The organism is Rhodococcus sp. GXMU-t2271, assembly GCF_041414735.1.
Taxonomy (GTDB): domain Bacteria; phylum Actinomycetota; class Actinomycetes; order Mycobacteriales; family Mycobacteriaceae; genus Rhodococcus; species Rhodococcus indonesiensis.
The window spans coordinates 24,923-36,668 of record NZ_JAUIZP010000067.1 but is presented as its reverse complement, the minus strand read 5'-3'; the positions used below and the strand labels follow the sequence as shown (position 1 = coordinate 36,668).

The following is an 11,746-nucleotide window of genomic DNA, read 5'->3' as shown; positions in this document are numbered from 1 at the left end:
ATACTAGTTGGCGGGACGCGCCCGGCGGTTCAACCAGGCACGTCCGGAGCGCGCACCGGTGCGTTCGGCCACCTCGGTAAGGTTCGAAGACGTGAACTCTCCCTCCACCGACACCGAGCGGCGCGCCCGACTGCTCGCCGGGGCCGACGCGACGCTGCGTGCGCTGTCGGACATCCTGGCGCCGCTCGGTGCGCGCTTCACCGCCGCCGGTCACGAGCTCTACCTGGTGGGAGGGAGCGTCCGGGACGCGGTCCTCGGTCGCCTCGGCACCGATCTCGACTTCACCACCGACGCGCGACCCGAGCAGGTGCAGGCGTTGCTGCGCGGCTGGGCCGACCACCAGTGGGACACCGGCATCGACTTCGGCACGATCAGCGCGGTCAAGGGACCGGAGCAGATCGAGATCACCACGTTCCGCAGCGACGCGTACGACCGCGTCACCCGCCATCCGATCGTCGAGTACGGCACCCGCCTCGAGGACGACCTCGTCCGGCGCGACTTCACCGTCAACGCCATGGCCGTGCGCATCGGCCCGACCGGCGCGGAGGACTTCGTCGATCCGCTCGGCGGAATGGATGCCCTGATCGCCGGGGTCATCGACACTCCCGCGCTGCCGAGCGAGTCGTTCCACGACGACCCGCTGCGGATGCTGCGCGCGGCGCGGTTCGTCTCCCAGCTGGGGTTCGGGCTGGCCGAACGCGTCCACGACGCGATCGTGGCCATGGCCGACGAGATCCTGCGGATCAGCGCCGAGCGGGTGCAGGCCGAACTCGACAAGCTGATCCTCGGTGACTACCCCATCGAGGGCATCGACATCATGGTCGAGACGGGTCTCGCCGAGCGGGTGATCCCGGAGATCCCGGCGATGAAGCTCGAGATCGACGAGCACCATCAGCACAAGGATGTGTACTGGCATTCGCTGACCGTGCTCCGGCAGGCCATCGACCTCGAGGACGGCGACCCCGACCTCGTGCTGCGCTGGGCAGCCCTGCTGCACGACATCGGCAAGCCCGCGACGAAGCGCAACGAGCCGGGCGGTGGGGTCAGCTTCCACCACCACGAGGTCGTCGGCGCCAAGCTCGTCCGCAAACGGATGCGGGCGCTGAAGTACTCCAAGCAGATGATCGACGACGTCGGTCAGCTCGTGTTCCTGCACCTGCGGTTCCACGGCTACGGCAAGGGCCAGTGGACGGATTCGGCGGTCCGTCGCTACGTGCACGACGCCGGTGATCTGCTGCCCCGGCTGCACAAGCTGGTCCGGGCGGACTGCACCACCCGCAACAAGCGCCGGGCCGCGGCGCTGCAGGCCACGTACGACGATCTCGAGACACGCATCGAGCGGATCGCCGAGCAGGAGGACCTGGCGAAGGTCCGGCCCGACCTCGACGGCAACGCCATCATGGAACTGCTCGGCCTGAAGCCCGGCCCGCAGGTGGGGCAGGCGTGGAAGTTCCTCAAGGAGCTGCGGCTCGACCGTGGACCCCTCGATCGCGACGAGGCCGAGGCCGAGCTGTTGAAGTGGTGGTCGCAGCAACCGAAGTCCTAGCGGCCGGGTAGCCGCGGCCGCCCCGGGCATACGCGCGAATTCTGATCATGCTGCGATTGCGTCAAAGTCATGACTCATTCCAGAAAAGTGCGTCATAGTATCCCCGTGCCCTCGACGCAGGAATTCGTGGAGCAATTGCGTACGGCGGAGCTGCGCGTGACCCGGCCCCGGATCGCAGTGCTGGAGGCGGTGCACGAGCACCCGCATGCCGACACGGAGACGATCTTCGGGGCCGTGCGCACCGGTCTGCCGGACGTGTCCCGGCAGACCGTGTACGACGTGCTGCACGCCCTGACCGGTGCAGGTCTGGTGCGGCGGATCCAGCCGTCCGGTTCCGTCGCACGCTACGAGTCGCGGGTCGGGGACAACCACCACCACCTCGTCTGCCGGTCCTGCGGGGCCATCGTCGACGTCGACTGTGCCGTCGGCGAGGCGCCCTGTCTGACAGCGTCCGACCACAGCGGCTTCCACGTCGACGAGGCGGAGGTCATCTACTGGGGCACGTGCCCCGACTGCTCGGCAGCTCACGCTTCGCGGTCACATCCGTGATCACCGTCAGATTCACCGCATCCGGAAGGAAGGGCCGACGTGTCCAACAGTGAAAGCGAAAATCCGGTAATCCCGTCTCCCGAGCCGAAACCGCATCGGCCCAGGACCAACCGGGACTGGTGGCCCAACCAGCTGGATCTGCAGGTCCTCCACCAGCATTCGCCCCTGTCCAATCCGATGGGACCGGACTACAACTACGCCGACGAGTTCGCAAGCCTCGACGTCGAGGCCCTCAAACAGGACATCTTCGCGCTGATGACGACGTCGCAGCCGTGGTGGCCGGCCGACTACGGCCACTACGGCCCGCTGTTCATCCGGATGAGCTGGCATGCCGCGGGCACGTACCGCATCGCCGACGGCCGGGGCGGTGGCGGCAAGGGCGCCCAGCGCTTCGCTCCCCTCAACAGCTGGCCCGACAACGCGAGCCTCGACAAGGCGCGCCGGCTGCTGTGGCCGATCAAGCAGAAGTACGGCCGCAAGCTCTCCTGGGCGGATCTGCTGATCTTCGCCGGCAACTGCGCGTACGAATCCATGGGATTCGAGACGTTCGGTTTCGCCTTCGGCCGCGAGGACATCTGGGAGCCCGACGAGGTGTTCTGGGGCCCCGAGGACACCTGGCTCGGGGACGAGCGGTACAGCGGCGAGCGGGAACTGTCCGGCCCGCTCGGCGCCGTGCAGATGGGATTGATCTACGTCAATCCCGAAGGGCCCAACGGTAATCCGGATCCGCTCGCCGCGGCCATCGACATCCGGGAGACGTTCGGCCGGATGGCGATGAACGACATCGAGACGGCGGCACTCATCGCGGGCGGGCACACCATCGGCAAGACCCACGGTGCCGCGACCGCCGACCACGTCGGTCCCGAGCCCGAGGCCGCCCCCATCGAGCAGATGGGCCTGGGCTGGAAGAACTCCTACGGCACCGGCGTCGGCGGGGACGCGATCACCAGCGGGCTCGAGGGCGCCTGGACCCCCACCCCGCGGCAATGGGACAACACCTACCTCGAAACCCTGTACGGCTACGAGTGGGAGAAGACCAAGAGCCCCGCCGGCGCGTGGCAGTGGATCCCGAAGGACGGGGCCGCCGCCGACGCCGTCCCCGACGCCCACGATGCGTCCAAGCGTCACACACCGGTGATGCTGACCACGGATCTGTCGCTGCGGTTCGACCCGATCTACGGGCCGATCACCCGTCGCTGGCTGGACAACCCGAAGGAATTCGAGGAGGAGTTCGCCAAGGCCTGGTACAAGCTGCTGCACCGCGACATGGGGCCGGTCACGCGCTACCTCGGACCGTGGGTCCCCGAGGCGCAGCTGTGGCAGGACCCGGTTCCCGCGGTCGATCACGAACTGATCGGCGCGGACGACATCGCCGCCCTGAAGACCAAGATCCTCGAGTCGGGACTGTCCATCCCGCAGCTGGTCGCCACCGCGTGGGCGTCGGCGGCGAGCTTCCGTGGCACCGACAAGCGCGGCGGGGCCAACGGTGCCCGCATCCGCCTCGAGCCGCAGAAGAACTGGGAGATCAACGAACCCGGCCGGGTGGCCGAGGTACTGCAGGCCCTCGAGCAGATCCGGCAGGACTTCGACAGCGGTCAGTCCGCGAAGAAGGTCTCGCTCGCCGATCTGATCGTCCTGGCCGGCTGCGCCGCAGTCGAACAGGCGGCGAAGAACGCCGGTGTCGAGATCACGGTCCCGTTCTCGCCGGGCCGCACCGATGCCTCGCAGGAACAGACCGATACGGAGTCGTTCGCCGTACTCGAGCCCCGGGCCGACGGGTTCCGCAACTACCTGCGCGACGGTGAGAAGCAGCCGCCGGAACGGTTGCTGCTGGACCGGGCGAACCTGTTGACGCTGACCGCTCCGGAGATGACGGTGCTCGTCGGCGGACTCCGGGCCCTGAACGCCAACTTCGGGCAATCCGCCCACGGCGTGTTCACCGATCGGCCCGAGGCACTGACCACCGACTTCTTCGTGAACCTGCTCGACATGCGCACGGAGTGGAAGGTGTCCGAGTCGACCGAGAACGTCTACGAGGGCCGCGACCGGGCTTCGGGTGAGGTCAGGTGGACAGCCACGGCCGTCGACCTGGTCTTCGGTTCGAACTCGCAGTTGCGTGGAATCGCCGAGGTCTACGGCAGCGCCGACGCGCAGCAGAAGTTCGTCCAGGACTTCGTCGCGGCATGGAACAAGGTGATGAACCTCGACCGGTTCGACCTCACCTGATCCTCGAGGATCGGCCTTCCCCGGCCGATCCTCCACACCTGGGGCGGCATCCCGCCGGCTGTGTCAGCCGGCGGGAGGCCCCGCGTTCGGAGTGCGCGCGCACCCTCTCACCGGTCCGGACGGCGAATCGTGAGCCAGATGTCACCGGGGACTCACCACGGTTAATGCCCACGAAACACGGGGTCGGGAGCATGAGACCCGGCCGGAGGAACGTGGCCGACCCAGGTGAGGAGCGGTTCGATGCAGGGCGAGATCACGAAGGTCAAGACCGCCTGCTCATACTGCGGCGTGGGCTGCGGCATGGTGCTCGAGGTCGGCCTCGATCCCGCCAGCGGTGCCCGCCGCGTGCTCGACGCGTACGGCGACAAGGACCACCCCACCAACTTCGGGCGCCTCTGCACGAAGGGGGCGACCAGCGCGGAGATGATGGCCGCCGGCGGACGCATGGAGACCGCGTACCGTCGCACCGAACGCGGGGCCACCCCGGTGCCCGTGGACGTCGACGCCGCGATCGCCGACACCGCCCGCCGGTTGCGGGGGGTGCTCGACGAGCACGGCCCCGACGCCCTGTCCTTCTACGTCTCCGGACAGATGTCGCTCGAGGCGCAGTACCTGGTGACCAAGCTCGCGAAGGGATTCGTCGGTACCAACAACATCGAGTCCAACTCCCGGTTGTGCATGGCCGGCGCCGGCACCGGCTACAAGCAGTCGCTCGGCGCGGACGGCCCGCCCGGCTCCTACCAGGACTTCGACCACGCCGACCTGTTCTTCGTCAGCGGCGCGAACATGGCCGACTGCCATCCCATCCTCTTCCTCAGGATGATGAACCGGGTCAAGGCCGGTGCCAGACTCGTCGTCGTCGACCCCCGGCGCACCCCCACCGCGGAGAAGGCGGACCTGTTCCTGCAGATCGCGCCCGGGACCGATCTGGCGCTGCTCAACGGCCTGTTGCACCTGATCGTCGAGAACGGGCACGTCGACCGGGCCTTCGTGGCGGAGTTCACCGAAGGCTGGGAGGCCATGACGGCCTTCCTCGGGGACTACACGCCCGAGCGGGTCGCGGAGATCACCGGACTGGCCGAGGACGACATCCGCACGGCCGCGCGGTGGATCGGCGAGGCGGGCAACTGGATGTCGTGCTGGACGATGGGCCTGAACCAGAGCACGCACGGCACCTGGAACACCAATGCGATCTGCAACCTGCACCTGGCCACCGGCGCGATCTGCCGCACCGGCAGCGGCCCATTCTCGCTCACCGGTCAGCCCAACGCCATGGGCGGGCGCGAGATGGGGTACATGGGACCCGGTCTGCCGGGGCAGCGGTCCGTTCTCGACGACGCCGAGCGAGCCTTCGTCGAACAGCAGTGGGGGCTGCCGGCCGGTGCCATCCCCACCACCGTCGGCAAGGGCACGATCGACATGTTCGAGCAGATGGCCGCCGGTGACATCCGGGCCTGCTGGATCATCTGTACCAATCCGGTTGCGTCCGTAGCCAATCGACGCACCGTCGTCGAAGCGCTCGAGCGGGCGGAGGTCGTCGTCGCACAGGACGTCTTCCTCGAGACCGAGACCACCGCGTACGCCGACATCCTGCTGCCGGGAGCGCTGTGGGCGGAGTCGGAGGGGGTGATGGTCAACTCCGAGCGCAACCTGACGCTGTTGCGACAGGCGATCGACCCGGTCGGGCAGGCCCTGCCGGACTGGCAGATCATCGCGCGCGTCGCCTGCGCGATGGGCTACGCCGAGGCGTTCACCTACTCCTGCTCCGAAGAGGTCTTCGAGGAGATCAGGCGTTTCCGGAACCCGAAGACCGGATACGACCTGCGCGGGATCACCTACGACCGGCTGCGCGAGACCCCCGTGCAGTGGCCGTGCCCGCCGGACGGCGCGACCGACCGGAACCCGATCCGCTATCTCAACGACGGCGTGAGCCAGACCCTGCTCAGGTCCGGGGACGGCTCTCTCCCCCGGTTGCGGTTCGCCACCGCCACCGGCAAGGCCGTGTTCCATGCCCGCCCCCACATGCCGCCGGCCGAGATGCCCGACGACGACTTCCCCGTCGTTCTCAATACCGGCCGCGTCCAGCACCAGTGGCACACCCTCACCAAGACGGGAAAGGTCGCCAAGCTCGGGAAACTGAACCCCGGCCCCTTCGTCGAAGTCAATCCTGCCGACGCGCAGCGACTCTCGATATCCGACGGCGACCAGGTGGAGATCGCGTCCCGTCGCGGCCGGGCGGTGCTGCCGGCCGTGGTCACCGACCGGGTCCTGCCGGGATGCTGCTTCGCCCCGTTCCACTGGAACGACATGTTCGGGGAGAACCTGGCGGTCAACGCGGTCACCAACGACGCCGTCGATCCCGCGTCGCTGCAGCCGGAGTTCAAGGTGTGCGCGGTGTCGCTGACCAAGGTCGCGACGTCGGCCGGGGACGACTCGCCGGACGCCTCGGCCGACCGTCTCGCCTCCGCACTCGGGCTGGGAGATACGGCACGGCCGGTGCTCGACGAGGTCGGAAAGCACTATCTGACCGGATTTCTGGCGGGTTTCCGGGAGTCCGGGCAGGCGGGTGTCCCCGTGCTCCCGGCGTCCGCTCCGTTGCCGGCCGCCACCCGCGCCTGGGTGGACGGGATGCTGGCGGGTCACTTCTCGCACACCGCGGAGGACCGCGACGAGTCCGACGGGATCGAGACCGACGAGGCGGCGCCGGTGGTCGTGGTGTGGGCCTCGCAGACCGGCAACGCCGAGGAGTTCGCCCGGCTGTGCGCCGAGCGGCTGCGCGCCGCGGGCAGGTCGGTCACCCTGACCGGGATGAACGACGTCGACGTGTCCACGCTGACCGGGGTGCGCGATCTGCTCGTCGTCACCAGTACGTTCGGCGACGGTGACGCGCCGGACAACGGCGCCGCGTTCTGGAACGCTCTCGACCGGGACGACACCCCCCGCCTCCCCGACACCCGTTACGCTGTGCTGGCATTCGGAGACTCGAGCTACGACGACTTCTGCGGCCACGGCCGCCGCATCGACGAGCGCCTCGCCGAACTCGGGGCCACCCGGCTCACGCAGCGGGTGGACTGCGAACCCGACTACGAGGGACCGGCCGGCGAATGGCTCGCCACGGTCGAGCAACTCGTGCGCCTCGACGGGACCGTGCCGGTCCCGGCCGCCCCGGGACCGCCGGCGACGTCCGGGCCCGCCTACAGCCGGAAGGCACCGCTCGTCACCCGGCTGACCCGGAACGTGCCGCTCAGCGGGTCGGGTTCGTCGAAGGATGTGCGCCAGTTCGGATTCGAGTTGTACGACCCGGATTTCGTGTACGAGGCGGGCGACGCGCTGGGTGTCATGCCCACCAACGGGCCCGAGGCGGTCGACGAGTGGCTCCAGGTCACGGCGCTCGATCCGGAAACACCCGTGGAATTCCCCGATCTGCCGACCATTCCGCTGCGCGAGGCCGTGACCCGGCACCTCGAGATCGCTCGCGTGACCCCCGAGCTGCTGCGGTTCGTCCACGAGCAGACCCAGAGCGCGGAACTGGCGAAGCTGCTGCGGCCAGGCAACAAGATCGAGTTGCAACGGTGGTTGTGGGGCAAGCAGGCGATGGACGTGATCGCGGCGTATCCGTTCAAGGCGCCGATCGCGGAATGGCTGCCCGTGCTCAAGCGGTTGCAGCCCCGCCTGTACTCGATCTCGTCGAGCCCGCGGACCAACCCCCGCGAGGTGCAGCTGACCGTCTCGGTGGTGCGGTACAACTACGAGGGCATCGCCCGGGCGGGGGTGTGCTCGAGCTTCCTCGCCGACCACAGTCACGGCGTCGACATTCCCATCTTCGTCCAGCGCAGCACGCACTTCCGGCCGCCCCGGACACCGGACACCCCGATGATCATGGTCGGACCCGGTACGGGTATCGCACCGTTCCGGGCCTTTCTGCACGATCGCCGCGAGCTGGGCCACACCGGCCGGAACTGGCTGTTCTTCGGCGATCAGCGGTCGTCGACCGACTACCTGTACCGGGACGAGATCGAGGCGATGCACGCCGACGGCTTCCTGACCCGGCTCGATCTCGCCTTCTCCCGCGACCAGCGACAGAAGATCTACGTGCAGGACCGGATGCGCGAGCACGGAGCGCAGCTGTGGAAGTGGTTGCAGGACGGCGCCCACTTCTACGTGTGCGGCGACGCGAGTCGGATGGCGAAGGACGTCGACGAGACGCTGCGCGAGGTGGTGCAGGTGCACGGCCGGCTCGGCGAGGCGGACGCCGAGTCGTACGTCGAGCAGCTCGCCGCGGAGAAGCGCTACGTGCGCGACGTGTACTGATCCGCAGATTCGTTACTCTATCGGTTGATAGGTCCGCAGATGCGGAAGTAATGTCTGTATCGTGACGCAGATTCGCATCAAGGACGCCGCCCGGCTGCTCGGCGTCAGCGACGACACCGTCCGCCGATGGATCGACCAGGGCACCCTGCCGGCCGGCAAGGACGGGGCCGGGCGCAAGATCGTCGAGGGAGCCGACCTCGCCGAGTTCGCCCGGCGGCAGGCGGACGAGGCGCCCGATCTGCTCGGCGTGGGCAGCTCTGCCCGCAACCGGTTCGCAGGGATCGTCACCCGGGTGGTCGCCGACACCGTCATGGCGCAGGTGGAGATGCAGTGTGGCCCGCACCGCGTCGTCTCGCTGATGAGCAGCGAGGCCGTCCGGGAACTCGGCCTCGAACCGGGCAGCCTCGCGGTCGCCGTCGTCAAGGCCACGACCGTCATCGTCGAGACTCCCGGAGGGACATCGTGAAACGCGCTCTCGCAGTTGTCGTCGCCGCGCTCGCCCTCGCCGGATGCGCCGGGGAGACCGGCGGCGACCCGGCGTCACCGTCCGGGGCCGCGGGTGAGCTCACCGTGTACGCAGCCGCGTCGCTGCAGGCTCCCTTCCGGGAGATCGGTGCGGAATTCGAGGCCCGCAATCCGGGCACCCGCGTCGTGTTCGACTTCGCGGGCTCGTCGGATCTCGTCGCCCGCCTGTCGCAGGGAGCCGAGGCGGACGTCCTCGCCACCGCCGACACCGCCAACATGACCGAGGCCGTCGACGCCGGTCTCGTCGCGGGCGATCCCGTGGACTTCGCGGCCAACACCCTCACCATCGTCACCGAGCCGGGCAACCCGCTCGGCACAACCGGTTTCGTGGACCTGAGCCGGCCCGGAGCCGACGTCGTCGTGTGCGCGCCGCAGGTGCCGTGCGGCGCGGCGACGGCCCGTATCGAGCAGGCCACGGGTGTCGACCTCGCTCCGGTCAGCGAGGAGTCGTCGGTGACGGACGTGCTGGGCAAGGTGACCAGCGGCCAGGCCGACGCCGGGTTGGTGTACGTCACCGACGCCCGACAGGCCGGTGACGCCGTGACCACCGTGCCGTTTCCCGAGTCCGCCGCGGCCGTCAACACCTACCCCGTCGCCGTCCTCGCCGATGCCGAGAATGCCCCGGCGGCGGCGTTCGTCGCGTACGTCACCGGTCCGGACGGGCGACGAATCCTGTCCGAGTACGGATTCGCGGCCCCGTGACGCGCGTCCGTCCGGCGGGGCTGCCGGCGTGGATCTACGTCCCCGCGCTCGTCGGCGGACTGTTCGTCGCCGTGCCGCTGTTGTCGCTCATCCTCGCCGTCGACTGGCGGCACTTCCCGGATCTGGTGACATCGGAGGCCTCCCTGCAGGCCCTGACCCTGAGCATGCGCACCGCGGGTGCCGCTACGGTGCTGTGCGTCCTGCTCGGCGTGCCGATGGCGACCGTGCTCGCACGCAGCACCTTTCGCGGCCTTCCGGTGCTGCGCTCGCTCGTGCTGCTGCCACTCGTGCTGCCGCCCGTCGTCGGTGGCATCGCGCTGCTCTACACCTTCGGTCGCCGGGGACTGATCGGCGAGTACCTCGAGCTGTTCGGAATCCGGATCGCGTTCTCCACCACGGCTGTGGTCCTCGCGCAGACGTTCGTCGCGCTACCGTTCCTGGTGATCAGTCTCGAGGGTGCTCTGCGCACCGCCGGCACCCGCTACGAGGCGGTCGCCGCAACGCTGGGGGCACGACCGACCACCGTCTTCCGGCGGGTCACCCTCCCCCTCGTGCTGCCGGGACTCGCGTCCGGCACCGTCCTCGCCTTCGCCCGGGCACTCGGCGAATTCGGCGCCACCCTCACCTTCGCCGGCAGCCTCCAGGGCGTCACCCGCACGTTGCCGCTCGAGATCTACCTCCAGCGCGAGACCGACGCCGACGCCGCGGTGGCGCTGTCGCTGCTGCTCGTCGTGGTCGCGCTCGTGATCGTCGTGGCCGCGCGGGGGCGACGGACAGCGGGTGGGCTGTGACCGGACTGCAGTTGCGGGCCCGGGTCGAGTCCCGCGACGTCGACCTCGCGGTCGCCGCGGAGTCCGGTACCGTGCTCGCCGTCCTGGGACCCAACGGTGCCGGGAAGTCGACCGTGCTGAACGTGATCGCGGGGCTGCTGCAGCCCGACGACGGCCGCGTCGAAGTCGACGGGCGGGTTCTCACCGACACGGTGACGGGCGTGGCCGTGCCGCCGCACCGTCGCGCGGTGGCGCTGCTCGCCCAGCAGCCCCTGCTGTTCCCGCACCTGAGCGTCCTCGACAACGTCGCATTCGCTCCCCGCAGCACCGGCCGCGGCCGATCGGCCGCCCGCGCGGCAGCGTGGCGGCAACTCGCCGCCGTCGGCGCGACGGACCTCGCCGACCGGAAGCCGCACCAGCTCTCGGGCGGCCAGGCCCAGCGCGTCGCGATCGCCCGCGCCCTGGCCGCCGACCCACGGCTGCTGCTGCTGGACGAACCGTTGGCCGCCCTCGACGTGACGGCCGCCCCGGCCGTGCGGTCGCTGCTGCGCACGGTCTTGAAGGACGCCGGACGCACGGCACTTGTGGTCACCCACGACCCGCTCGACGCCCTCGCCCTCGCGGATCGTGCCGTCGTCGTCGACCGGGGCCGGATCGTCGAGGCAGGCACGGTGCGCGACGTGCTGTCCCGGCCGCGCAGCGCGTTCGCGGCCCGCATCGCGGGACTGAACCTGCTCGCCGGCACCCTCACCGCGGACGGCGTCGACACCGTCGTCGGCCGGGTGCGGGGTGTGCCCGACGACGACTGCGTGCCGGGGGATTCGGCGGTCGCGGTGTTCACCCCCGCGGCCGCCGCGGTCTATCCCGACGAGCCGCACGGCAGCCCCCGCAACTCGTTCGCCGTCGTCGTCGACGAACTGGAGGTCCGCGGTGCCACCGTCCTCGTCCGCGCCGCCGAGTCCGGGATCACCGCCGAGGTCACCACGTCCGCAGCAGCCGATCTCGCCCTCGCACCCGGTGCGACGGTGTGGTTCGTCGTCAAGGCCACCGAAGTCCGCATCCACGCCGCCCGCTGACCGGGCGAACGTACCGTTCCGCCGGGCTGCGGAGGTGAACG

Annotated in this window: 8 protein-coding genes; all 8 read left to right on the top strand. The window is 69.6% G+C overall.

Annotated elements, in window-relative coordinates; translation table 11 throughout:
* Nucleotides 1-91 precede the first annotated feature (91 nt).
* The 8 genes from QYS60_RS23575 to QYS60_RS23540 all read left to right on the top strand — a co-directional run bounded on the left by QYS60_RS23575 (nucleotide 92) and on the right by QYS60_RS23540 (nucleotide 11,705).
* Nucleotides 92-1,546 carry a CCA tRNA nucleotidyltransferase gene (locus QYS60_RS23575; RefSeq protein ID WP_003936667.1) on the top strand — a complete coding sequence of 485 codons (1,455 nt, stop codon included), beginning with the start codon at nucleotides 92-94 and terminating at the stop codon, nucleotides 1,544-1,546.
* Between the two features lie 105 nt (nucleotides 1,547-1,651).
* Complete coding sequence (locus QYS60_RS23570; protein ID WP_010595420.1) at nucleotides 1,652-2,095, top strand: Fur family transcriptional regulator; 444 nt, start codon at nucleotides 1,652-1,654, stop codon at nucleotides 2,093-2,095.
* A 39-nt stretch (nucleotides 2,096-2,134) separates the two neighbouring features.
* On the top strand, nucleotides 2,135-4,321 hold the full coding sequence (katG, locus tag QYS60_RS23565; protein WP_010595419.1) for a catalase/peroxidase HPI: 2,187 nt from the start codon (nucleotides 2,135-2,137) through the stop codon (nucleotides 4,319-4,321).
* 240 nt (nucleotides 4,322-4,561) lie between these two features.
* Entirely contained in the window at nucleotides 4,562-8,632 is a 4,071-nt protein-coding gene (locus QYS60_RS23560) for a bifunctional nitrate reductase/sulfite reductase flavoprotein subunit alpha (protein ID WP_289380666.1), read from the top strand.
* A gap of 61 nt (nucleotides 8,633-8,693) precedes the next feature.
* Nucleotides 8,694-9,098: a molybdopterin-binding protein gene (locus QYS60_RS23555; RefSeq protein ID WP_124258689.1), complete on the top strand. Its 405-nt coding sequence runs from the start codon at nucleotides 8,694-8,696 to the stop codon at nucleotides 9,096-9,098.
* Nucleotides 9,095-9,859, top strand: coding sequence for a molybdate ABC transporter substrate-binding protein (gene modA, locus QYS60_RS23550; protein ID WP_289380667.1), 765 nt, complete (start codon nucleotides 9,095-9,097; stop codon nucleotides 9,857-9,859). Before QYS60_RS23555 ends, modA begins: the two co-directional genes overlap by 4 nt.
* The gene (locus QYS60_RS23545) at nucleotides 9,856-10,650 is read left to right on the top strand and encodes an ABC transporter permease (protein ID WP_289380668.1); all 795 of its coding nucleotides are present in this window, start codon (nucleotides 9,856-9,858) and stop codon (nucleotides 10,648-10,650) included. Before modA ends, QYS60_RS23545 begins: the two co-directional genes overlap by 4 nt.
* Nucleotides 10,647-11,705: a sulfate/molybdate ABC transporter ATP-binding protein gene (locus QYS60_RS23540; protein ID WP_289380669.1), complete on the top strand. Its 1,059-nt coding sequence runs from the start codon at nucleotides 10,647-10,649 to the stop codon at nucleotides 11,703-11,705. Before QYS60_RS23545 ends, QYS60_RS23540 begins: the two co-directional genes overlap by 4 nt.
* The last annotated feature ends 41 nt before the right edge of the window (nucleotides 11,706-11,746 follow it).